Genomic DNA, 22,030 nt, shown 5'->3' with positions numbered 1-22,030 from the left:
GGCGAATCCCCTATGCAGTTGCGCTGGTGGTGGATCGATCTTAGGCCCCGCCCGGCCCGAAGAGGAACTCCCGGGCGTGCGCCACGGCCTTCTTGAAGGCGTCGTTCCGGAGGACGACGAGCTGCTCGGCGTCATCCGCCGCCGGCTCGAGGTACCCGGTGAACCCGGGCCGCAGCACCCAGATGTCCCCGGCCGGCGGCAGGTAGAACACACCGAAGGACCGGTGCTGGCTGTCCTGGTCCGCCCAGACGGGAACGACCGCCAGCGCGGCGCCGGTGTCCACGTTGATCCATTGGGCGCGCGGCACCGGCAGCTCGTGCGCCTCCGGATCGAGGAACGGCGCCGTGTCCTTTCCCCAGCGTTCCTCGAAACGCTCATGGAAGGCGGGAATCAGGTGCGAGTCGTAACGCCGCCAGGCGCTCATGGTCGAACTCCTTCTGTCGGTTCCTCAGCGTTCCCAGCGCACAGGGGTGATGCGCAGGACCGGCTGCCGTACGGCGTGGTGCCGCACCGGGATCGCGCGGCCGACGGCGGGGTCCCGGTTTCCCGCCGGTACCCCCGGACCGGCACCGGGATCGTAGGCCGCTCGGGAGGCCGGGTCCCTGAGCACCGCGAAAGACTCGAGGATCCGCCGGACCTCCGCGCCGTCGTCGGCCCGGGCGCCGGTCCCGGCGCTGCCGGCAGCACCAGTACCGGCGCCGAGATCGGGGTGGCGCAGCCGCATCAGGGCGCGGAAGGACCGCTGGATCTCGGCCGGCGTGGCATCCGGCGAGACCCCCAGCGCGGCGTAAAACCCCCGCGGGTCGCGGTTCACTGGCCACCCCCTCCCGTGCCGCGGCGGGACGAGCCGTCCCGCCGCGGTCCTACTTGCCGATCTCCTGCATCTTGTCCTGCGTGTGCGTGATTTCGATTTTCCGCGGCTTTGCCTGTTCCTGCACCGGGATGCGGAGGGTCAGGACGCCGTCGGCGTAGTTCGCCCGGACCTTCTCGGTGTCCAGGGTGTCGCCCAGGATGAGCTGGCGGCTGAAGACGCCGCGCGGCCGTTCGGAGGCGATGAGTTCAACATTCGGCTGGGTCGGGTCCCGCCGCTCGGCCTTTACCGTCAGGACATTGCGTTCGATGTCCAGGTCCACCGAGTCGACGTTGACGCCGGGAAGATCGAACGCGACGACGAATTCGCCGTCCTCCTGCCAGGCGTCCATCGGCATCGCCGCCGGCCGCGCCGCCGTCCCAAAAACCTGCTGGGTCAGCCGGTCCAGATCACGGAACGGGTCCGTACGCATCAACATCATTTCCCACTCCTTCAGATGAGAGTTGCCTGCTGTGTTGGTTCTCCAGCCAACGATTATCTGTTGTGGCTGATATAGATTTTTTATAGCACCGGTGCCAGACTGTTGCAAGGGGAAAATTGACCGGGCAACGGCGGCCGAGGGGCCGCCAGCAGGGAAGGGGGCGCCGTGGCGGAACGCGAGGACGATTTGGGGCTGTATGCCATCTCTGTGGTGGCCCAGCTGGTAGGGACCGGGCAGCAGAACATCCGTCTTTACGAGCGGAAGGGCCTGCTGACGCCGGACCGGACCGCCGGCGGCACGCGGCAGTACAGCGAGGCGGACCTAGTGGTCCTGCGCCGGATCAGCGAACTCCTGGAGGAGGGCCTGAACCTGGCCGGCGTGGCCAAGGTCCTGGAATTGGAGGCCGCCAACGCCCTGCTCCGCGCCGAGCTGAAACGGGCCAGGGCCCGCTGAGGCCCGTACTCCGCTGCGGACACGCGGAGCACGGGCCTCGGGACAGTCAGCGGGCTGCTGTGCCTGCCTCGGCCGGGACACTCTCGTTGCCGGCGGCGCGGGCCAGCCGGAGCCAGGTTTCCACCACGGTGTCGGGGTTCAGGGAGACGGACTCGATGCCCTCCCCCACCAGCCATTCGGCCAGGTCCGGGTGGTCGCTGGGGCCCTGGCCGCAGATCCCGACGTACTTGCCGCGCGCCTTGCAGGCCTGGATGGCCATGCTCAGGAGCTTCTTGACGGCCGGGTCGCGCTCATCGAAGCTGCCCGCGACGATTGCCGAATCCCGGTCCAGGCCGAGCGTCAGCTGCGTCATGTCGTTGGAGCCGATGGAGAAGCCGTCGAAGTGCTCCAGGAAGTCGTCCGCGAGCAGGGCGTTGGACGGAACCTCGCACATCATGATGACCTCGAGCCCGTTCTCGCCCCGGCGCAGCCCGTTCTCTGCCAGCAGCTCGATTACGCCGCGGGCCTCGTCCACCGTGCGCACGAACGGGATCATCAGCTTGACGTTGGTCAGGCCCATCTCGTTGCGGACAAAGGACAGCGCCTCGCATTCAAGGTCGAAGCAGTCCCGGAACTCCGGCGCCAGGTACCGGGAGGCGCCGCGGAAGCCGATCATAGGGTTTTCTTCGTGCGGTTCGTACGCCGGGCCGCCGATCAGGTTGGCGTACTCGTTGGACTTGAAGTCCGACATGCGCACGATCACGGGCTCGGGTGCGAAGGCCGCGGCGATCGTGGCCACTCCCTCGGCCAGGCGCTTGACGTAGAACTCGCGCGGGCTCTGGTACGCGGCGATCCGCTGCTTGATCTCCGCCGCCACGTCCGCCGGCTGCTCGTCGGGGTTGAGCAGCGCCTTCGGGTGGATGCCGATCTGGCGGTTGATGATGAATTCCAGCCGGGCCAGGCCGACGCCGTGGTTCGGCAGCTGGGCGAAGGTGAACGCCTGCTCCGGGGTACCGACGTTCATCATCACTTTCACCGGCGCTTCCGGCAGCTGCGTGACCCCGGTTTCCTCGACCGTGAAGTCCAGCAGGCCGGCGTAAATCACGCCGGTCTCGCCGTCCGCGCAGGAGACGGTCACCTCGGCCCCGTCGGACAGGGCATCGGTGGCGTCGCCGGTGCCGACGACGGCGGGGATGCCCAGTTCGCGGGCGATGATGGCAGCGTGGCAGGTGCGCCCGCCCCGGTTCGTGACGATCGCCGAGGCGCGCTTCATGATCGGTTCCCAGTCCGGGTCCGTCATGTCCGCCACCAGCACGTCGCCGGTCTGGAACGCTGCCATTTGGTCGAGGGCGGTGAGCACCCGGACGCTGCCGGCGCCGATCTTCTGGCCGATCGCGCGGCCTTCGGCCAGCACCGGGCCGGTTTCGTTGAGCCGGAAGCGGCTCATGCTGCCAGGGGCACGCCGGGACTGCACGGTCTCGGGGCGGGCCTGGAGGATGTAGAGGCCGCCGTCGGTCCCGTCCTTGCCCCACTCGATGTCCATCGGGCGGCCGTAGTGGTTTTCGATGGCCACCGCGTGCCGGGCCAGCTGCTCGACGTCCTCGTCGCTGAGGCTGAAGCGGTTCCTCAGCGCCGGGTCGACCGGAACAAAGTCGATGGTCCGGCCGATTTCGCTGCTGGCCGTGTAGGTCATCTGCAGCGCCTTTTCGCCCAGGCCGCGCTTGAGGATGGCGGGCCGGCCGGCCTGCAGGGCGGGCTTGTAAACGTAGAACTCGTCGGGGTTCACGGCGCCCTGCACCACGGCCTCGCCCAGGCCGTAGGAGGAGGTGACGAATACCGCGTCCTGGAATCCGGATTCGGTGTCCATGGTGAACATGACGCCGGAGGCGCCGACGTCGGAGCGCACCATCCGCTGGATGCCCGCGGACAGCGCCACCTCAGCGTGTTCGAATTTGTGGTGGACGCGGTAGGCGATCGCACGGTCGTTGTAGAGCGAGGCGAAGACGTCCTTGATGGCCTGCAGGATGTTCTCGATGCCGCGGACGTTCAGGAAGGTTTCCTGCTGTCCGGCAAAGGAGGCGTCGGGGAGGTCTTCCGCCGTCGCGCTGGAGCGCACGGCCCAGGACAGGTCATCGGAGCCGGCGTGCTTGTCGACCAGCTGCTGGTAGGCGTCGCGGATCTGCGTTTCGAAGTCGGGCAGGAAGGGCGTCTGGCGGATCAGCGTGCGGATGTCCTGGCCCGCTGCCGCCAGGGCGGTCACGTCGTCGGTATCCAGGCCCACCAGCCGGTCGGCGATCTGCTGGTCCAGGCCGGAGTCGGCGAGGAACCGGCGGTAGGCGTCCGCCGTCGTCGCGAAGCCGTCGGGGACCTGGACGCCGGCAGAAGTCAGGTTCTGCACCATCTCGCCCAAGGAGGCGTTCTTGCCGCCCACCCGGTCCAGGTCCTTGAGTCCGAGTTCCGAGAACCACAGGATATCCGTCGTCATTGTTGCTGCTCCTTCGCAGAAATGGTGGCGTGCCGCCGGCCCGCTCGCGGCGATGGCCGCTCGCAGGGCGCAAGTCCTGTCCACAGTGTCAGGTCTTCAGGGCGCTTTCCATATGACGTCCGCCACACATCGTTTGTGAATTTTTTCTCTAATGCTTGAGTTTCATCCGTTGCAGGATCGTCGCCGCCATCTCTTCGACGGAGACGGTGGCGGAGTTCAGGTACGGAATCCCATGTGAGACGTACAACCGCTCGGCGCTGCGCAGTTCGAATCCGCATTGCCGGAGCGAGGCGTACGGCGAGCCGCGGCGCCGCTCGGTCCGGATCTGACTGAGCCGCAGCGGGTTGGACGAGAGCCCGAAACATTTCGAGATGAAGGGGCGCAGGGGCTTCGGCAGGCCCTCCTTGTCGAAGTCCTCGTCCACCAGCGGGAAGTTGGCGGCGAAGATGCCATGCTGCAGGGCCAAGTACATTGTGGTCGGCGTCTTGCCGCAGCGCGAGGGGGCTACCAGGATGACCTGCGCCTTTTCCAGCGCGCGCAGGCTTTGGCCGTCGTCGTGCTCCATGGCGTACTCGACTGCCGCCATCCGGGACTGGTACCGCGCGGCGTTGCCCAGGCCGTGGGCGCGCCCGGGCTCACCGCTAGCCGGAGTGCCGAGCGCCTCCTCCAGCTGTCCCACGTGGCTGCCGATGAGGTCCACGATCACGCCCTTGCAGGTGGCGAGCGTCTTACGGATATCGCTGCTGACGGCCGTGGAAAAAACGATCGGCCGCAGGCCCGTGGCGGCCAGCTCGTCGATCGTCCCGACCACGGCCCGGGCCTGCTCAACGGTCGTAATGAAGGGGATCGTGACACGGTCGAAGTTGCCCGCGGGGAACTGGGTCAGCAGGGTGCTGCCGAGCGTTTCGGCGGTGATGCCGGTACTGTCCGAGAGGAAGTAGACCGGCCGCAGATCGTCATTGGTCATGAACGCATTGTGCCCCACATCCGGTCCGGCCCCGCTACTCGGCGGAGGACTCCTGCTTGGAAAGTTCGCCGGTGATCTGCTCGCCGGGGATCCGGGCCGTCCGCCAGGTGTCGAGCATGATCACCGCGCCCAGGATCACGAACGAGATCGACAGGGACGCGAGCGCATCCGTGGTCCAGTGGTAGCCCAGGTACAGCCTGCTCAGCGCGGCGAAGACGATACCGACGCCGGCCAGGGCGAATCCGACGACCGCGGCCCTGGGGTTCTTCCGCCGCGAGAACACCAAAAACGTTGTGACCAACAGGAAGTCGCAGGCGCCCAGGACGTGCCCGGACGGAAACGAGAAGGTGTGGTCGGCGCCAAAGAGCATGAGGTCCACGGGCGGGCGCTGGCGGCCGATCGTCCGGCCGATGATCTGGGCCAGGATGACGCCGGTCAGCATGGCGCCGCCCAGCACCATGGGCCGCCAGGCGTGCTTGGCCAGCAGCCCCCAGGCCACGGTGAACACCAGGATGATGATGGGCAGCCCGATGGGTCCAAAGACAACGGCCAGGATGATCATGATGGTGGTGGCCGGTTCCCCGCGCAGCGTCACGAGCCAGGAGCGGATCGGCTCGTCCACGACGCTGACTCCGCCGCGCTGCAGGACGCTGACCAGGATGATGGTGAACAGCACGGCGCCGGTGACCATCAGTCCGACGGCGATACGGTAGAGGTTCCGCCGTGCCTCCGGCTCCATGTAGCGCTCTTCCACGACGAACTTGTCGTGGAAAACCCGCCACCAGCCGGACGAGTTCCCTTGTTGGTCCTGAGCCATGCCCGCATCCGCCTCTACACAGTGTTCCGTTGTTCTTCCGTGAAGATTATCCCGGTTCGGCCCGTCGCGGCGCTTCCCCGCCGGGCGGCGGTGTGAGCGCGGACCGGACCGGGCCCCGCGAGCTGCGGCGAGGCGGCCGGCGCGGCCCGCGGGCGGTCTTCGGCGTGGTGAGTTGACTCACATTTAAATCAGACGTTACTGTCACTTCAGCCGTCGGACCCGCGGCTGCCGCCCCTTGATGAAAGACAGCCCGATGACCACAGCGAACGAGTGCATTGAGATCCGTGTCGACAGCCGCCGGCTGCTGGACGAACGCCTCAACGATGCGGTCCAGGGCCTGCAGCGGCTGGCCATGCTCACGGGCACGCACGGCATCCTGCTGACCCGGCACACGGCGGGGCACTACACCGCGGCGCTCTCGGACCAGGTGCCCTACGGCATGACCCGCGAGCTGGTCCGCTAGTCCCCGACCCGGGGCTCCACAAAGCCAGGCCCCGGGCGGCTGAGCATCGACTCGCCGCCCGGGGCCTTCGTGGCGTTGGGCCGGTTATAGACCGTTGACTTGGCCGGTGAACGTCACCAGTCGTGGACCGTTCCGTCGACCAGGCGGTTGTAGGGCAGGTAGGCCTGCTGGTAGGGGTAGGCCGCTGCGGCCTCTTCATTGAACTCGACGCCCAGGCCGGGAGCCTCGCCCGGGTGCAGGTAGCCGTCGACGAAGGTCATGGACTGCTCGAAGACCTCGTTGGTGGCGGCCGAGTGCTGCATGTACTCCTGGATTCCGTAGTTGTGGATGGCCAGGCCGACGTGCAGCTGGGCGGCGAACCCGACGGGGGAAATGTCCGTCGGGCCGTGGAAGCCGGACTTGACCTGGTACTGCGCGGCGAAGTCCATGACTTTCTTGAGCGGCGAGATGCCGCCAAAGTGCGTGGAGGCGGCGCGGACGTAGTCGATCAGCTGCTCCTTGATCAGGGTCTGGAAGTCGTAGACCGTGTTGAAGACTTCCCCGATCGCCAGCGGCGTGGTGGTGTGGGAGCGGACCAGGCGCAGCGCATCCTGGTTTTCCGCCGGGGTGCAGTCCTCCAGCCAGAACAGGTCGTAGGGTTCCAGGGCCTTGCCCAGTTTCGCGGCCTGGATCGGGGTCATCCGGTGGTGCCCGTCGTGCAGCAGCGGAATGTCCGGGCCGAACTCGTTCCGGACCGCCTCGAACACCGTCGGCAGGTGCCGCAGGTAGGCCCGGGTGTCCCAGTCCTCCTCCAGCGGGAACGCCCCGCGGCCGGCCGGTTCGTAGTCGTACCGTTCCCCCGAGGCCTGCGCCTGCGCCGCGACCCCGTACACGGCCTTGATGCCGGGCACCGCGGTCTGGATCCGGATCGACTTGTAGCCCAGCGCCAGGTGCTCCCGGACCGAATCGAACAGCGACTCCAGGTCCGATCCGGAGGCGTGGCCGTAGGCGCGCAGGCCGTTCCGGGAGGCGCCGCCGAGCAACTGGTAGACCGGCATGCCGGCCAGCTTGCCCTTGATGTCCCACAAGGCCATGTCGACGGCGGCGATCGCGGCCATCGTGACCGGGCCACGGCGCCAGTACGAGGACCGGTAGAGGAACTGCCAGGTGTCCTCGATCCGGTGCGGGTCTTTGCCGATCAACAGCTGCGCGACGTGCTCCTTCAAATATGCGGCGACGGCCAGTTCGCGGCCGTTGAGGGTCGCGTCACCGATGCCGGTGACACCGTCCTCAGTGGTGATCCGCAACGTGACGAAGTTGCGGGAAGGGCTGGTCACAAAGACTTCGGCGGCAATGATTTTCACGGCTGGTCCAGGCTTTCGGTGTTGGTCGGGGGTGATGCCGGGGTCTCCCGGCTGGGGCGGGGAATCTTAGCGCTGGGTACTTCCATCCGGGGCGGCGCCCAGCAGCGCCAGTTCCGCAGCGCTGGGCAGGCCCTCGCAGTCGCCAGCGGTGCTGACCGCAAAGGCCCCGGCGAGGGTGCCGCGCTTGAGCCGGGCGGCGACGTCGCCGCCGTCGAGCAGGGCCGAGAGGTAGCCGGCGGTGAAGGCATCGCCGGCTCCGACGGTGTCGATGCTGGTCACCGGGACGGCGGGAGCTTCGCAGCGGCCCGCGGCGGTGTGCACGCCGGCACCGGCGGCGCCCCGCTTGACCACCACCTCCCGCACTCCGCGGTCCAGCAGCTCGGCGGCCATGGCCAGTTCGGCAGCCTCTGCTTCTGCCGGCCCGCGGCCGCCGCTGCCGGGTGTTCCTCCGTCGTCGGCGACCAGGCCGAGCTCGTCGTCGGAGGCGATCAGGACGGTGGCGTGCCGGGCGAGCGGGGTGAGGACCGCGCGCGCCTCGTCGCGGGACCACAGCTTGCTGCGGAAATTGACGTCGAGGGACACCACCAGGCCCTCCGCCGCACCCCGCGCCGCCGCGTATTCGACGGCGCGCCGGGCGTCCGGGCTGAGGGCTGCGGTGATGCCGGTCAGGTGCAGCACGCCGGGACCCGCGGCGAAGGCCCGGTCCACGTCCTCGCGGCCGATCGTGGACCCGGCGGAACCGGCCCGGTAGTAGTAGGCGCGGCTGAGGTCGGCCGTGCGGCGTTCCAGGAACATCACTCCGGTGGCCCTGGCGGTATCCACCCGGTGCTGCACGGCGATGCCCTCGCCGCGGAGCCGGCGCAGGATGAACTCGCCGTGCGGGTCCGCCCCCACAACGCCGGCCCAAGCAACGCTGTGGCCCAGCCGGGCGACGCCGACGGCGACGTTGGACTCCGCCCCGGCCACGTGCATAGTCAGCGCGCCGCCGGCGGACAACGGCCCCCCGGAGCGCAGCGAGACCATCGATTCGCCCAGGGTCAGCAGGTCCACGCTCACCGCGCCGGCTCCGCGGGCGACCGCCGGCCGTAGCCGGCCGCCGTGTCGACAAAGGCGCGGGCCCGTGCGCGCATCGGGGCGAGGTCCCCGCCCGAACCGGCGTCGCCGAACAGCGGACCCCCCAGGCCGACCGCGATTGCGCCGGCGTCCCAGTACGCGGGCGCCTCCTCCAGCCCGACGCCGCCCACGGCGATGAACGGGATGCCGGGGAAGGGATCGCGGAGCGCCTTCAGATAACCGGGACCGCCGATGGAAGCGGGAAACAGCTTCACCGCCGTCGCCCCGCGGTTCATCGCTTCGTAGGCCTCGCTGGGAGTCAGCGCCCCGGCCAGGACCGGGATGCCGAGGCGGGCGGACTCCTCGATCGAGGAGGCCAGGGCGGGCGTCACCGTGAACTGCCCGCCGGCGTCCGCGACGTCGGCGACGTCCGCGGCGGTGAGGACGGTGCCCGCCCCGACGAAGCAGCCGGCCGGTGCCGCCGCGCGGACCGTGCGGATCGCCGCCAGCGCGTCCGGGGTGGTCAGGGCGATTTCGACGTAGCGGAAGCCCTCCTCCATGGCCGCGAGGGCAGCCTTGGCGGCGGCCCCGCCGTCGGTGCCGCGCACGATCGCCACGAGGCGGGTCTCGCAGATACCGGCCAGCAGGTCTTCGGGGGTCGGTAGGGTACTCATCTCGTTCACCATTCTGCGAAGGCGCCGTCGGGGTGGCGCCAGACCGGTCCGCGCCAGGCGTGGCCGCGCTTGTCCGCTGCACGGACCACGGCCTCGTCGATCTCGATGCCGAGTCCCGGGCCGGTCAGCCGTTCGATGTGGCCGTCAACGAATTTCAGCGGGCTCTTGTCCACCACGTAGTCCAGGACTTCGGCGCCCTGGTTGTAGTGGATGCCGATGCTTTGTTCCTGGATCAGGAAGTTGGGCGTGGCGAAGCCGACCTGCAGGCAGGCCGCCAGCGCCAGCGGCCCGAGCGGGCAGTGCGGGGCCAGCTGTACTTCGTAGATTTCGGCCAGCGAGGCGATCTTGCGCACCTCGGTGATGCCGCCGGCGTGCGAGAGATCCGGCTGGGCCACGGCGATGCCGGCCTGCAGCGCCGGCAGGAATTCCTGCCGGCTGTAGAGCCGCTCGCCGGTGGAGACCGGCGTCGTCGTCGAGGCGGTGAACTCGCGCAGCAGGTGGGTGTTTTCCGGGACCACGGGCTCTTCGAGGAAAAACGGCCGGTACGGTTCCAGCAGCGGCGCCACCCGCCGGGCGTTGGCCAGGCTGAAGCGGCCATGGAAGTCGACGGCGACGTCGCGGTGGTCCCCGAGCACCTCGCGGGCCGCGGCGACCCGGCGGACGACGCCGTCGAGCTCGGCCACCGAGGCGACCGGGCTCATCCGGCCGCTGGCGTTCATCTTCACCGCGGTGAGTCCGACCTCCAGCTGGGCGCTGATCTGGTCCGCCACCTCGTTCGGCTCGTCACCGCCCACCCAGCCGTACATCCGGATCCGGTCGCGGACGTGGCCGCCGAGGAGCTGGTGCACGGGGGTGTTGAAGTGCTTGCCCGCGATGTCCCAGAGGGCCTGGTCCAGGCCGGAGACCGCGCTGGCGAGGATGGGGCCGCCCCGGTAGAAGGAGCCCTTGGTCATGACCTGCCAGTGGTCCTCGATGCGCAGCGCGTCGTTGCCGATGAGCAGTTCGGAGAGTTGCTCGACGGCGGTGCGCACGGTTTCGCTGCGGCCCTCGCAGCTGGCCTCGCCCCAGCCGATGATCCCGCTGTCGGTCTCGATCCGGACGAAGAGCCAGCGCGGCGCGACGAGGAAGGTTTCAATCCTGCTGATGCGTGTCATGTGTGGCCTAGCCCTTGGTCGCGCCGGCGGTGAGGCCGGAGACGATGTACTTCTGCGTGAAGAGCGCAATGATCATGATCGGGATGGTGACCACGGTGGCGGCGGCCATCAGCCCGCCCCAGTCGATGCTGGCGTAGGAGACGAAGTCGAAGATCGCCACCGGCAGGGTCTTGGTCTTGGAGCCGGAGAGCACCAGGGCGAACATGAAGTTGTTCCACGAGAAGATAAAGGACAGGATCCCGGCGGTGGCGATGCCGGAGACGGACAGCGGCAGCGTGATGCGGCGGAACGCGCCGATCGGGGTGAGTCCGTCCACCTGCGCCGACTCCTCCAGTTCCAGCGGCAGCGAATCGAAGTAGCTCATCATGATGTAGACGATCAGCGGCAGCGCGACGAACATGTGGCTCAGGATCAGCACCTCGAAACCGCCCACCATTTTCAGGTTGGAGAAGACGTAGTACCAGGGCACCAGCAGCGAGACGCCCGGAATGACGCGGGCCATCAGGACCACGAGCGCCGATCGGCCCATGGTGAACCGGCTCATCGCGTAAGCCGCCGGGACGCCCAGGACCAGCGAGAGGGCCGTGGAGACGAACGCGACCCAGAAGCTGTTGAAGATGAAGATGAAGTAGTTGTTCCGCTGCAGCACGTTGGCGTAGTTCTCCCCGGTGGGGGTGAAGATGAACGACTTGGCGGTGTCGTAGATGTCCACGTTGGTCTTGAAGGAGGCCAGCAGCATCCAGAACAGCGGGGCGATCAGGAACAGCACCACGGCAACAAGCGCGACCACCCTGAACACCTTGTAGGCGCGGGTGCCCAGCGGCTTGCGGCGGCGCGGGGCGGGTGCCTGCGGAGCGGCGGAGGTCTGGGACTGGGTCAGGACGGTCATTTGCTTACCGCTTTCTTGCGCATGGTCAGCAGCCACATGGTGCCGATGATGATCATGAAGAACAGGATCAGCACCGCGGAGGAGAGCCCGTACTGGTTGTAGTCAAAGCTCAGGCCATAGGCGTAGACGTTGAGGGTCTCGACCTCGTGGAAGGAGCCGCCGCCTTTGCCTTTGGTGGCGTAGAGGATGTCGAAGGTCTTCAGGGCGTCGATGCCGCGGAGCAGGATGGCGACGATCACGGTCGGCATCATGAGCGGCAGCGTGATGAAGAAGAAGCGCTGGAAGGCGTTGGCGCCGTCCATCCGCGCGGCCTCGTCGGGTTCTTCGGAGAGGGAGGTGAGGCCGGCGAGCAGGATCAGCACCACCATCGGAGTCCACTGCCAGATATCCATGAAGATCGTGGTCCCCAGCGCGGTGTCCTGGCCGGAGAGCCACGGCTGCGGGGGGATGCCGATCATGCCGAGCAGCTGGTTGACGAAGCCGATGTTCGGGTCGAAGATCAGCCGCCACATCATGCCGACGGCCACCGGGGTGGCGACGAGCGGCAGCAGGATGGCGACGCGCACCCACTTCTCGCCGCGGAAGGGCCGCCACAACAGCAAGGCGATGCCCATGCCCAGAACGACTTCGCAGGCCAGTGCGACGCCGGTGAAGGACAGCGTGCGCCCGACGGCGGGCCAGAACCGTTCGACGTCGGAGAGCACCGTCACGTAGTTCTCCAGGCCGATGAATTCGGTCGCGGCGCGGACCGAGCCCTGCGAGTCGGTGAGGCTCAGGTAGAGCGTCCAGGCCAGCGGGAAAACGATCAGGACGCCGACGAAGATCATGGCCGGCGCGGCGAAAAGCCACTTGCGGTGCCGGTTGGCCCAGGCGGAAAAGGACTTCCGCGGGACGGGCGGACGCGCCGCGCCGCGGCCGGCGCCACGGCGTGTGTCGCCGCGGGAGGTGTTCAGTACAGACATGGTTCACCTAAAAAGTTGGGGGTGAAGTGAAGAGCGTGGCCGCGGCGGGACGGCGGCTGGGCAGCCGTCCCGCCGGGCAGTGGTGCGTCGGCAGATTGCCTCAGGCACTGCGCGTCCGGCAGTTTGCCTCAGGAGCGCTGCGCCGGGATGTTACTTCTTTTCGCTGTCCAGGAACTTCTGGAACGCTTCGTTCGCGGAGTCGGCCGCGGACGACGCGTCGGCGCCGGTGATGGACGCGACGATCGGTTCGCCGACGATCTCGCGGGCCTTGCCCACGGTGATGACCTGGGGGCGGTCATGGCCGACGCCGTTCTTGGCGCTGGTGGCGATGGCCTCGGCGAGGTCCTTCGGGTAGGTGGAGGTTCCGGCAGGATCAGCCCAGACCGAGGCTCGCGGGCCGGGGACGCCGGCCTTCTGCGCCGCCAGCGTGCGGTCCTTGCTGGTGGCCCACTGGATGAACTTCCACGCGTTGTCCTGGTTGCCGGAGGCGTTGTTCACGGCCAGGCCCCACGACGGGATGTTGTACGGCTTGGAACCGGCGGGGCCCGCGGGCAGCGCGGCAAAGCCAACCTTGTCCGCGACCTTGGACTTGGCCGGATCGGTGGCGTTCTTGTAGAGCGAGTCCGCTTCGGTGTAGAAGGCGGCCTTGCCCTGCGTGAAGATGGCCATCGCTTCGGGCCAGCTCATGTCGGTGCTGACGTTCTTCGGGCCGTAGTTCTTGATCAGGCCGCCGTAGAAGGAGTAGGCCTTCTTTGCGGCGTCGCTGCCGACTGCCGACTTGCCGTCGGCGTCCGTGAAGTCACCACCGAAGCTGTAAAGGAAGCTGGAGAACTGGGTCACCGCGGCGGACTTGGCAGTGCGTGCCACGAAGCCGGCGGTGTCCGGGTTGGCCGCGGCGATCTTCTTCGCGGCAGCTTCGAGCTCGTCCATGGTCTTGGGGACCTGGACGCCGGCGGCCTGCAGCAGGTCCTTGCGGTAGTAGAGGACTTCGCGTTCGGTGATGATCGGGACGCCGACCACCTTGCCGTCGACGGTGCTGGCCTTGACCGGACCCTCCTGGTAGTCCTTCCAGTCCCAGTTCGCGTCGGCGGAAACCTTGGAGGTGAGGTCGGCGAGGTAGCCGTTCTTGGCGAAGGCTTTGCCTTCCTGAAGCGGGCGGTACATCATGACGTCGATTTCGTCGCTGCCTGCGTTGAGCTTGACGTTGTACTGGTCCGAGAGCTGGTCTTCGCCGAGCTGGGTGAGTTCGACCTTAAGGCCGGTGGCCTTTTCGAACTCCGGAATGGCGGCCTTGATGCCTTCGGTCCAGACGTGGTTGGCCAGCGTGACCCGGACCGTTCCGGCGGCCTTGGCGTCGCCGCCTCCGCTGCCACAGGCGGTCAGCCCGAGCGACAGCGCGGCGGCCACGGCCGCGTACTTCACAATTGAACGTCGCTTCATTACGACTCCCTTGTCTTCAGGGCCGGATGCGATCCAGCCACCCGCGGATGCATCTTTACATCTGCTCTGGAGCGATCTTAGAGAAATAAAGCATACTTAAACAACCCCTTGCGCCCACCCGTATGATTTATTCATGCAAACCCCAAAGGCGGAGTCTTCAGCAGACCTGCACTCCGTGCTGGTCCAGACGCTGGGGCTCGCCATCGCCGAGGGGAGCCTCGCGCCGCATACGATCCTCCGGCTGGATGAGCTTGAGTCGCAGCACAATGTTTCCCGCTCCGTGGTCCGGGAAGCCACCCGGGTACTTTCGGCAATGGGGATGCTCGAATCGCGCCGCCGGCTTGGCACGGTGGTCCAGCCCGAGGATTCCTGGAACCTCTACGACCCGCAGGTCATCCGCTGGCGGCTGGCTTCGTCCCGGCGGGTGGACCAGCTGCGGGCACTCAACGAGCTGCGAGGTGCGATTGAGCCGCAGGCCGCCCGTCTGGCCGCCGAACGCGCTTCCTGGGACACCGGCAGCGACCTCGTCTCCCAGGCCGCCCGGCTGTGGGCCGCCGGGCAGCGTGGCAACCAGGACGAGTTCCTCCGGCTGGACATCGAGTTTCATGCGGCCGTACTGCGTGCCTCGGGCAACCCCATGTTTTCGCAACTGCACAACCTGGTCGCCGAAGTCCTGACCGGCCGCACCGAACACGGCTTGATGCCGCACCTGCCGCAGCATGAGGCACTCCAGCTGCATGTCGACGTCGCGAGTGCGATCCAGCGCGGCGAGACCGATGCTGCCCATGCGGCCATGCGGCGGATCGTGGAGCAGTCGACCGAGGAAATCGGGGACATCTGGTCCAGCCACCAGGGCGGGAAGACACCCTAGGCCAGGCATCTGTTCTGCCTGGGATCCGGCAGGTGGATCCGGCAGGCGGGCCCGGCGGAGATAGGTTAGCGGCCGATTCTTTGGAGCATCCGCAGGGTTTCACCCGCGGTCGGGCGCGTGGCCGGGTCCGTGTCGGTCATGGCCAGCAGCAGCACCGACCAGCGACGGCGCACGGTGTCCGGCAGCCGCGGGGACCGCAGCGTGCGGGCGACCATGGATTCCAGGGCCGGACCCGGGAAGGCTTTGATGCCGGTGAGGCATTCGAAAGCGACGAGGCCCAGGGCGTAGATATCACTGGCGCCGGTCGTGGGACGCCCGTGGACCGCCTCGGGGCTGAGGTAGTGCGGCGTGCCGGAGGCGTGGGCGTTGGGCCGGTGCCAGGCGCTGGTGGCGATGCCAAAATCAGTCAGCTTCGCAACGCCCGCCCCTCCCTCCGGGTTCCCGGCGACCATGATGTTGGCCGGCTTAACGTCGTTGTGCACGATGCCCCGCCGATGGATGTGTGCCAGGGCCTTGGCGACGCCGCCCAACAGCACGGCGGTCTGCGCCGCCGGAAGCGGCCCGCCCTGGAGCAGCTGCCGCAGGTCGGTCCCGGCCAGCTCGGCGACGATATAGTCCCGGCCGGCATCCGGGCCGCCCGCCGGCATCCGCCCGCTGCCGTGAATCCGGACCACATTTGCATGGTGCAGCGGGGCATGAAGCTCCCGTTCGCGGACAAAGGGTGAGGAGTTGTCCGACGAGGCGGAGCGGAAGACCTTGACGGCCGCGGCACTGGAGCCGGCGGCGTCCGGACCGCGGAAGTCGGTCGCATGGAAGACGTCGGCCTCGGATCCACGCCCCAGCAGGTGGTCGATGCGGTAACGCTGGCCAACCAGCTGCGCACCGGCGTGCGGCTGGCTGGCCGGGCCCCTGCGGCGGTTCAGGACACTGGCAAGGGTCACCGGATCACGTCGGCGAGGCCGTCAGCCGTCAGGCCGGCGGCCAGGCGCAGCGCTTCGCGCTCCGCCCCTGCCCGGGAGGCGTTGCGGACGGCGGCGTTGAAGGCAGCCTCGGCGGCGTCCATTTCCCACTGCAGGCTCTCCAGCCTGCCGGCCGCGGCCCGGACCGCGGCCAGTGGGTCCACGGCGGGGGCGGCATCCATGCGGAATCCGCAGGTGCAGATCCACTCGCCAAGGCCGGTGTGGAACTGCGCCCAGGGCAGCGAGGCGTCGGGCCCGGGCGAGGACGTCATCTGGACTCCGCAGTGCAGCGGGGGAACCGATCCGGCCTTCTCGCCGGTCGTGGCCGGCACTGCCCGGAAGGGGAGGTGCAGCGACCCGGCGAAATCTGCCTCAGGTCGCTTTTCCTGCCCGCCAATGCCAGCCGTTGAGGCGTTGCCGGCGGTCTTGCGTTCGACTACTGCTGTCATGGGACCCACTGCCTCTAAATAGCTAGCTGATAATGTAGCTAGCCTATCTAGTATTTTAGTTTTGTCCAGTTAGCACCAGTTGCGGGTGGTCGGCGTCGACCTTGTCTACCGCGTCGCGCATCCTGACCAGGAACTCCGTGACCGCCGCGGCCTGCTCGGGAGTCAGGGACTCGGCCACCTCGATCATGCGTTCGTGCATCTGGCTCAGGGTCTGCCGAACCTCTTCGTCAGCGCCGGGAGTCGGGCGCAGGATGATGGCGCGGCGGTCCACGGGGTGCGGCTCACGGGTGACGTAACCACCCTTGACCATGCGGTCCACCAACGCGGTCATGGAAGCCGAGGTCATGCCAAGGCGGGCCGCGAGCTCCTTGGGGCGGATGCCGGCGCCGGCACGCTCGGCTTCCAGCAGGTAGCGCAGGGCCAGGAGGTCCGTCTCACCCATCGCCATCGAGGAGCGGGTGCGGCGGCGCATCGCCGTCTCCGACGCGCGGTATTCCCTCAGCGCGTTCAGCACCCCCACGGCGGCGGCCCGCCGCTGCTGTTCCGGCGGGTACCAATAACCTTCACCGGCACCATGCGCATTCATCCCAGTTCCTTCGACGGCCTAGTTGTACGTCTGTCTAAGCAATCAATGATAGGGCATGCGCACCTGTTTGCTAACGCCCGCCGTCGAGTTTGCGGCTTCGCTGCTCCTGAGCCAGGGGCCCGTAGGGGTAGACCCCGACGGGCGGGCTGCTCACCGCGGTGAGTCGCAGGGTTTCTTCCTCGGTGAGCGTCAGCCGGGCCGCCGCCAGGTTGTGCGCCAACTGTTCGACGCTCCGGACTCCCAGGATCACCGAGGTTACGGCCGGCCGGTCGGCGAGCCAGGCCAGGGCCACTTGTGACGGGCTCACTCCGTGCCGCTCCGCCGTTTCCTGCACCTCGGCGATGATCTCCCAGGTGCGCGGGTCACTGTTCCGGGCTTCCCAGGCCTCCATGCCGCGTGCGGGGTTCTCGCCCAGCCGGGTGGCGCCCGTAGGAGGCTGGTCGCGCCGGTACTTGCCTGACAGCCAGCCGCCGCCCAGCGGCGACCACGGCAGCAGCCCGATTCCGGCGTCGAGGGCGGCGGGCACGATTTCCGACTCGATCCCGCGGACCAGCAGGCTGTACTGCGGCTGCAGGGTCACGGGCGGGTTCCAGCCGTGGGCCCTGGCCAGGTGCACGGCCTTGGTCAGCTGCCAGCCGAGGAAGTTGGAGAACCCGTAGTAGGCGATCTTGCCGCTGGCCACGGCGTCCTGCAGGAACCGCAGCGTCTCCTCGAGGGGCGTGACCGGATCCCAGGCGTGCAACTGGTAAAGGTCGATCTGTTCCACCCCGAGCCGGCGCAGGGAGTCATCCAACGCCCGGTGCAGGTGGCGGCGGGAGGTGCCGACATCGTTGGGGGCCTGGCCCATCGGGAACCGGCCCTTGCTGGCCACGACGGCACGGTCGCGGGCCTCCGGACGGCTGGCCAGCCAGCGGCCGATGATCTCCTCCGAGACCCCCGCGCTGTAGACGTCCGCGGTGTCGATGAAGTTGCCGCCGGCCGCGAAGTACGCGTCCAGGATGGCGTGGGACTGCTCCTCCGTGGCTTCCGCGCCGAAGGTCATGGTGCCAAGCGCGAAACTGGAGACGACGGCGCCGCTGTTACCCAGGGTGCGGTTCTGCATGGGGCTCCTTTGTGGTGGGGTTGACCGGGCCGGACGGGTCAGTCCTCGGTCGGCGTGGTCCTGTTGGAGTGGTAGTTCCGCCAGCTGTGTTCCGGCGCGTAGCCCAGGAGACGCTTCGCCTTGTCGATCGAGAGCATCGTTTCGTGCTCGCCGAGGTCCTTGACGACCTTGACCTGCGGAAACACCTCAGCGGCCAGCGCGCTGCTGGCCCTGCTCATCACGGTGTCCTCATTGGCGATGATGAAGGCCTCAAAACCCGGCTGGCCGTGTTTCAGGGCCCGCGCCACGGCCTGCGCGCCGTCGCGTCCGTCGATGTATCCCCAGAGGTTCCATTTCCGCAGCGCCGGGTCGGCGTCGAAGGACGGGAACTCCTCGTAGTCCTCCGCGTCCATCACGTTGGAAAACCGCAGGCCGGTGATGCTGAGCGCCGGGTCCCAGCGGGTCAGTTGGATGGCCATCTGCTCTTCGAGGTGCTTGACCAGCGAGTAGGTGCTCTCCGGGCGGGCCGGGTATTCCTCATCCACGGGAATGTAGGGCGGGTCGATGTCGAACGGCAGCCCCAGGACTGTCTCGCTGGAGGCGTACACGATCTTCTTGATGCCCGCGCGGCGGGCGGCCTGGAAGACGTTGTAGGTGGACAACATGTTGTTCTCGAAGGTCGCGGCGTCGGGCGCGAGCCCGGGGGCGGGGATGGCTGCCAGGTGGACAATCGCGTCGAAGCCCTGGTGCCGGTCGTCGAGGCCCAGGATGACGTCCACCACCTGGCCGTAGTTGCGCAGGTCCACGCGGGTGAACCCCGGCCCCCGGTCCCCCGTCTGGTCCAGATTCGTGACCTGGTGGCCGTCGGTATTGAGCCTCCGGACCACATGCCTGCCGAGCTTTCCGCTTCCGCCGGTAACTGCAATTCTCATCTGGGTCTCCTCGAGGGTCGGGGGCTGCCGTTCCCCCACCCTAGAACGGACGCCGCCCCGGCGCACCCGCGGTCCGGCCCCTGACAGCGGTCGCCGAGCGGGTGCCCGGGACGCGGCGGCCGCGGTGACCTTTGGCCCTAGGCGGTCCGGGGACGCCGGTGGATGGTGGGTGCCATGAGCGCAAATCAGCGGGTAGTCGTGGGCGTGGACGGTTCGGAGTTTTCGACGACGGCGCTCCGGGTCGCCGGGCGCATGGCGGCCGGCCTGGACGCCCCGCTGGAGGTCATCACCTGCCTGGGCACCTCGGATTTCTTCTTGGCTTCCCATCTCCCGGAAGAGCGCACTCCCTCGGCGGGCGAGCTCGAGGAAACCGCGAAGCGCCTGGTGGAGGAGTCCCTGGAACGGGCGTTCGGCGACGCGCGGCCCGAACGGCTCACCCGGCAGGTCAAGTTCGGGCCGCCGGCCAAGATATTGGTCGAGGAAAGCAGGGACGCCCAGCTCCTCGTGGTCGGCCGGCGGGGCAAAGGCGGGCTGCTGGCGCAGGTGATGGGCTCAGTGAGCGGCGTCTGTGTCGCACACGCGCATTGTCCCGTGCTGGTGGTCGGCCAGGACGGCGACAGCCAGCCGGCCGAGTAGTCGGGCCGGTTTTCGGAGGCGGACGGTGAAATCGGCTCGGACCAGCATTGCCGCCGGCCTCGCCCTGATGGCCCTGGGCGGACTGCTGCTGCTGGACCTGCTTGGCGTTCTGGACACTGTCGCATTCCTCCCGGCCCTGCTGTTCGCCGGCGTGGGTTCGGCGTTCCTGGTCCTCTTCGTCCGCTCGCGGGACTACTGGTGGGCCGCGATCCCCGGGTCCGTGTTCCTCGGCCTGGCCGCCGTCGTCACGGCGACACAACTCTCCGGCGGGGACTCCGGCGGGACCGTGCTGTTCCTGTTCATGGCCGCCGGGTTCGCCGCCGTCTACCTGCGCGAACGTGCCAACTGGTGGGCCGTGATCCCGTGCGGCGTGATGCTCACGCTCGCCGTCGTCGTGGCGCTGCCGGCGCAGTGGCAGGGCGCACCCGTCGCCGCCGCCTTGTTCCTGGGACTCGCCGGGACGTTCGGCTTGCTGTCCCTGGTCCCGGTCCGGTCTCCCGGAGGTCAGGCCCGGATGAGGTGGCCCTTGATTCCGGCTGCGGCCCTGGCCGTGCTCGGCGCGGCTTTCGCGCTGCAGGCCGCGGCCCTGCTCACCGCCGCCGACTTCGTTGTGCCGGCCGCTTTGATCCTGGCCGGCATTGCCCTGCTGGTCTACGCCTACCGGGCCCGGCACCGCGGCCACAAGGTGCACGGCGCCTAGGCCCTGCGGCCGCACCGCCGGCGCGGGCCGAACCCCGGAGACGCGCCCCACGGCCGGCTGGCATAGCCGGGGCGTGCCGCCGGCGGCTAGGATGATCAGCATGCTTACTGCATCGTCCAGCGTCGTCGAGCACCGGAAGGCATGACCATGAGCAGCTACCACCCCGAAAACGATCCCGCCAACCCGGACCCGCCCCGGCCGGGCGCCGCCAGCCAGCCGCAGGAGGACGCCCGGGAGGCGGCCACCCCGGCCGGCACCACGTCCGCCGGACAGGACGCCCCGGATGCGGGCGCCTCGGCCAACCCTGACCCGCTCAGCGGGAAGATCACCGGCCTGGAGCCGGGCGGAGGGGTGCCCCCGGGCGAGACGCCTCCGGCGGAAGACCAGATGAGCCGCGACCAGGGCCACGAGGAGTAGCCGGCCGGGCGCTTCCCTAGGCCGGCGCCCCGGGTTCCGGAGCCGGCAGCAGGTACTTGGTGAACCAGTCCCGGGCCAGGATCGCGGCAGCGGCCAGGGTTCCCGGCTCCTCGAACAGGTGGGTGGCGCCCTGCACCACGGCGAGCTGGTTGGGGCAGCGCATCGCCGCCTTCGCCTTCCGGTTCAATTCGAGCACCTCGTAGTCCAGGCTTCCGACGATCAGCAGTGTCGGCGCCCGGACGGCGGAGAGCCTCGGCCCGGCCAGGTCCGGGCGGCCGCCGCGGGAAACGACGGCGGCGACCCGCGCCGAAGGCTCCGAGGCGGACCAGAGGGCCGCACCGGCCCCCGTACTCGCCCCGAAATAGCCGATGGCACTGTCCGCGGTGTCCGGCCGGCTGCCCAGCCAGTCGGTGGCCGAGGACAGCCGCCGGGCCAGGAGTTCGATGTCAAAGACGTTCGCGCGGTTGCGTTCCTCCCCTGGCGTCAGGAGGTCCAGCAACAGCGTTCCCAGCCCCGCGCGCTGGAGAACGCCGGCCACGAAGCGGTTCCGCGGGCTGTGCCGGCTGCTGCCGCTGCCGTGGGCGAAAAGCACCACACCGCGCGCCGGGACGGGCAGGTGCAGGTGGCCCTGCAACCGGACGCCGCGGGAAGGGATCTCCACTTCCTCGTCGAACTCAGCCGCGTCCTCGTCGGCCAGCGGGGCCGTGCCCGCCGCGGGCGGTGAATCCTTCCGCCGCCGGTCGGCGGCGTCGAGCAGCTGGATCACTTCATCGTCTTCGGTCGGCGAGAAGTCGCGGTAATGGTAGCCGACGGCCGCGAAGTGCCGCGGCGTGGCCAGGCATACCACCTCATCGGGTTCGGTGAGGGCGGCGAGGGTGTCGGCCGGCGCCACCGGAACGGCCAGGATGACGCGCGCCGCGCCCAGCTTCCTGGCGATCCGGCAGGCGACCCGCGCCGTCGAGCCGGTGGCGATGCCGTCGTCGACAATCACGGCGACCCGTCCGGTCAGATCTTGGCGGGGCCGGCCCTTACGGAATTTCGCCACCCGGTTCTCCAGCACTGCCCGCTCGCGGTCCTCGACCGCCTGCAGCTCGTGATCGCCCACCCGGGCCTGGGCCAGCACATGCTCCTCCAGGACCCTCGCCCCGCCTTCGCCGATCGCCCCCATGGCCAGCTCGGGCTGGTACGGGAGCCCGAGCTTGCGCACCACAATCACGTCCAGCGGCGCGTCCAGGGCCGCGGCGACCTCGAATGCCACCGGCACGCCGCCGCGGGGCAACCCGAGCACCACGATGTCCTGCCCCCGCAGGTCCGCCAGCCGCCGCCCCAGTTGCCGCCCGGCATCGACCCTGTCTTCAAAAATGCTCATTGTCTTGGCTTTCCAATCGGGCGCCGACCGTTGGGGCTCCTCCAGCGCTGCGCGCCACA

At 68.7% G+C, this 22,030-nt stretch carries 25 protein-coding genes; 6 read left to right on the top strand and 19 right to left on the bottom strand.

Annotated features, from left to right (window positions below; genetic code table 11):
• Positions 1-40: 40 nt before the first annotated feature.
• The 3 genes from ASG71_RS04720 to ASG71_RS04710 are packed head-to-tail and all read right to left on the bottom strand — an operon-like array spanning position 41 to position 1,289.
• On the bottom strand, positions 41-424 hold the full coding sequence (locus ASG71_RS04720; protein WP_056737555.1) for a hypothetical protein: 384 nt from the start codon (positions 422-424) through the stop codon (positions 41-43).
• A 24-nt stretch (positions 425-448) separates the two neighbouring features.
• On the bottom strand, positions 449-814 hold the full coding sequence (locus tag ASG71_RS04715; RefSeq protein WP_056737554.1) for a J domain-containing protein: 366 nt from the start codon (positions 812-814) through the stop codon (positions 449-451).
• A gap of 49 nt (positions 815-863) precedes the next feature.
• Complete coding sequence (locus tag ASG71_RS04710; protein WP_056738516.1) at positions 864-1,289, bottom strand: Hsp20/alpha crystallin family protein; 426 nt, start codon at positions 1,287-1,289, stop codon at positions 864-866.
• 168 nt (positions 1,290-1,457) lie between these two features.
• Between ASG71_RS04710 and ASG71_RS04705 the strand changes: the two genes are divergently transcribed.
• Positions 1,458-1,745, top strand: a complete 288-nt coding sequence (locus tag ASG71_RS04705; protein WP_056737553.1) for a MerR family transcriptional regulator — start codon at positions 1,458-1,460, stop codon at positions 1,743-1,745.
• Positions 1,746-1,791: 46 nt separating this feature from the next.
• On the opposite strand, the gene ppsA is transcribed toward ASG71_RS04705, so the two are convergent.
• From ppsA to ASG71_RS04690, 3 genes are all read right to left on the bottom strand, one after another.
• Positions 1,792-4,209, bottom strand: coding sequence for a phosphoenolpyruvate synthase (ppsA, locus tag ASG71_RS04700; protein WP_056737552.1), 2,418 nt, complete (start codon positions 4,207-4,209; stop codon positions 1,792-1,794).
• 148 nt (positions 4,210-4,357) lie between these two features.
• The gene (locus tag ASG71_RS04695; protein WP_056738514.1) at positions 4,358-5,176 is read right to left on the bottom strand and encodes a pyruvate, water dikinase regulatory protein; all 819 of its coding nucleotides are present in this window, start codon (positions 5,174-5,176) and stop codon (positions 4,358-4,360) included.
• Positions 5,177-5,210: 34 nt separating this feature from the next.
• The gene (locus ASG71_RS04690) at positions 5,211-5,993 is read right to left on the bottom strand and encodes a phosphatase PAP2 family protein (RefSeq protein WP_056737551.1); all 783 of its coding nucleotides are present in this window, start codon (positions 5,991-5,993) and stop codon (positions 5,211-5,213) included.
• A 253-nt stretch (positions 5,994-6,246) separates the two neighbouring features.
• Between ASG71_RS04690 and ASG71_RS04685 the strand changes: the two genes are divergently transcribed.
• Positions 6,247-6,456, top strand: coding sequence for a hypothetical protein (locus ASG71_RS04685; protein WP_056737550.1), 210 nt, complete (start codon positions 6,247-6,249; stop codon positions 6,454-6,456).
• 113 nt (positions 6,457-6,569) lie between these two features.
• Here the strand turns inward: ASG71_RS04685 and manD are convergent, their stop codons facing one another.
• The 7 genes from manD to ASG71_RS04650 all read right to left on the bottom strand — a co-directional run bounded on the left by manD (position 6,570) and on the right by ASG71_RS04650 (position 13,971).
• Positions 6,570-7,799, bottom strand: a complete 1,230-nt coding sequence (gene manD / locus ASG71_RS04680) for a D-mannonate dehydratase ManD (protein WP_056737549.1) — start codon at positions 7,797-7,799, stop codon at positions 6,570-6,572.
• Between the two features lie 66 nt (positions 7,800-7,865).
• A complete protein-coding gene (locus ASG71_RS04675) occupies positions 7,866-8,855 on the bottom strand; it encodes a sugar kinase (protein ID WP_235563930.1) in 990 nt (329 codons plus the stop codon).
• A complete protein-coding gene (locus ASG71_RS04670; RefSeq protein WP_056738510.1) occupies positions 8,852-9,526 on the bottom strand; it encodes a bifunctional 4-hydroxy-2-oxoglutarate aldolase/2-dehydro-3-deoxy-phosphogluconate aldolase in 675 nt (224 codons plus the stop codon). Before ASG71_RS04670 ends, ASG71_RS04675 begins: the two co-directional genes overlap by 4 nt.
• Before the next feature lie 5 nt (positions 9,527-9,531).
• A complete protein-coding gene (dgoD, locus tag ASG71_RS04665) occupies positions 9,532-10,680 on the bottom strand; it encodes a galactonate dehydratase (RefSeq protein ID WP_056737548.1) in 1,149 nt (382 codons plus the stop codon).
• A gap of 7 nt (positions 10,681-10,687) precedes the next feature.
• Complete coding sequence (locus tag ASG71_RS04660; protein WP_056737547.1) at positions 10,688-11,569, bottom strand: carbohydrate ABC transporter permease; 882 nt, start codon at positions 11,567-11,569, stop codon at positions 10,688-10,690.
• A complete protein-coding gene (locus ASG71_RS04655) occupies positions 11,566-12,531 on the bottom strand; it encodes a carbohydrate ABC transporter permease (RefSeq protein WP_056737546.1) in 966 nt (321 codons plus the stop codon). Before ASG71_RS04655 ends, ASG71_RS04660 begins: the two co-directional genes overlap by 4 nt.
• Positions 12,532-12,681: 150 nt before the next feature.
• Complete coding sequence (locus ASG71_RS04650; RefSeq protein ID WP_056737545.1) at positions 12,682-13,971, bottom strand: ABC transporter substrate-binding protein; 1,290 nt, start codon at positions 13,969-13,971, stop codon at positions 12,682-12,684.
• Between the two features lie 133 nt (positions 13,972-14,104).
• On the opposite strand from ASG71_RS04650, the gene ASG71_RS04645 reads away from it, so the two are divergent.
• Positions 14,105-14,842 carry a FadR/GntR family transcriptional regulator gene (locus ASG71_RS04645; RefSeq protein WP_056737544.1) on the top strand — a complete coding sequence of 246 codons (738 nt, stop codon included), beginning with the start codon at positions 14,105-14,107 and terminating at the stop codon, positions 14,840-14,842.
• Between the two features lie 65 nt (positions 14,843-14,907).
• Here ASG71_RS04645 and ASG71_RS04640 read toward each other — a convergent pair whose 3' ends face one another.
• The 5 genes from ASG71_RS04640 to ASG71_RS04620 form a co-directional block, all read right to left on the bottom strand.
• Complete coding sequence (locus tag ASG71_RS04640) at positions 14,908-15,783, bottom strand: serine/threonine-protein kinase (protein WP_235563929.1); 876 nt, start codon at positions 15,781-15,783, stop codon at positions 14,908-14,910.
• Positions 15,780-16,250 carry a hypothetical protein gene (locus tag ASG71_RS16875; protein ID WP_235563928.1) on the bottom strand — a complete coding sequence of 157 codons (471 nt, stop codon included), beginning with the start codon at positions 16,248-16,250 and terminating at the stop codon, positions 15,780-15,782. The genes ASG71_RS04640 and ASG71_RS16875 overlap by 4 nt, the downstream gene beginning before the upstream one ends.
• A 55-nt stretch (positions 16,251-16,305) precedes the next feature.
• Positions 16,306-16,836 (bottom strand): MarR family winged helix-turn-helix transcriptional regulator, encoded by a 531-nt coding sequence (locus tag ASG71_RS04630; protein ID WP_056737543.1) that lies wholly within the window; start codon positions 16,834-16,836, stop codon positions 16,306-16,308.
• A 70-nt stretch (positions 16,837-16,906) separates the two neighbouring features.
• Entirely contained in the window at positions 16,907-17,938 is a 1,032-nt protein-coding gene (locus ASG71_RS04625) for an aldo/keto reductase (RefSeq protein WP_056737542.1), read from the bottom strand.
• Between the two features lie 38 nt (positions 17,939-17,976).
• Positions 17,977-18,849 carry an NAD-dependent epimerase/dehydratase family protein gene (locus ASG71_RS04620; RefSeq protein ID WP_056737541.1) on the bottom strand — a complete coding sequence of 291 codons (873 nt, stop codon included), beginning with the start codon at positions 18,847-18,849 and terminating at the stop codon, positions 17,977-17,979.
• Between the two features lie 174 nt (positions 18,850-19,023).
• On the opposite strand from ASG71_RS04620, the gene ASG71_RS04615 reads away from it, so the two are divergent.
• The 3 genes from ASG71_RS04615 to ASG71_RS04605 all read left to right on the top strand — a co-directional run bounded on the left by ASG71_RS04615 (position 19,024) and on the right by ASG71_RS04605 (position 20,602).
• Positions 19,024-19,485, top strand: a complete 462-nt coding sequence (locus ASG71_RS04615) for a universal stress protein (protein ID WP_056737540.1) — start codon at positions 19,024-19,026, stop codon at positions 19,483-19,485.
• Positions 19,486-19,510: 25 nt separating this feature from the next.
• The gene (locus tag ASG71_RS04610) at positions 19,511-20,185 is read left to right on the top strand and encodes a hypothetical protein (protein ID WP_056737539.1); all 675 of its coding nucleotides are present in this window, start codon (positions 19,511-19,513) and stop codon (positions 20,183-20,185) included.
• A 147-nt stretch (positions 20,186-20,332) separates the two neighbouring features.
• Complete coding sequence (locus tag ASG71_RS04605; protein ID WP_056738503.1) at positions 20,333-20,602, top strand: DUF6480 family protein; 270 nt, start codon at positions 20,333-20,335, stop codon at positions 20,600-20,602.
• Between the two features lie 16 nt (positions 20,603-20,618).
• Here the strand turns inward: ASG71_RS04605 and ASG71_RS04600 are convergent, their stop codons facing one another.
• Positions 20,619-21,971 carry a phosphoribosyltransferase family protein gene (locus ASG71_RS04600; protein ID WP_056737538.1) on the bottom strand — a complete coding sequence of 451 codons (1,353 nt, stop codon included), beginning with the start codon at positions 21,969-21,971 and terminating at the stop codon, positions 20,619-20,621.
• Positions 21,972-22,030 lie beyond the last annotated feature (59 nt).

Source organism: Arthrobacter sp. Soil763, assembly GCF_001428365.1.
Taxonomy (GTDB): Bacteria; Actinomycetota; Actinomycetes; order Actinomycetales; family Micrococcaceae; genus Arthrobacter.
This window is presented reverse-complemented; position numbering and strand designations above follow the sequence as displayed.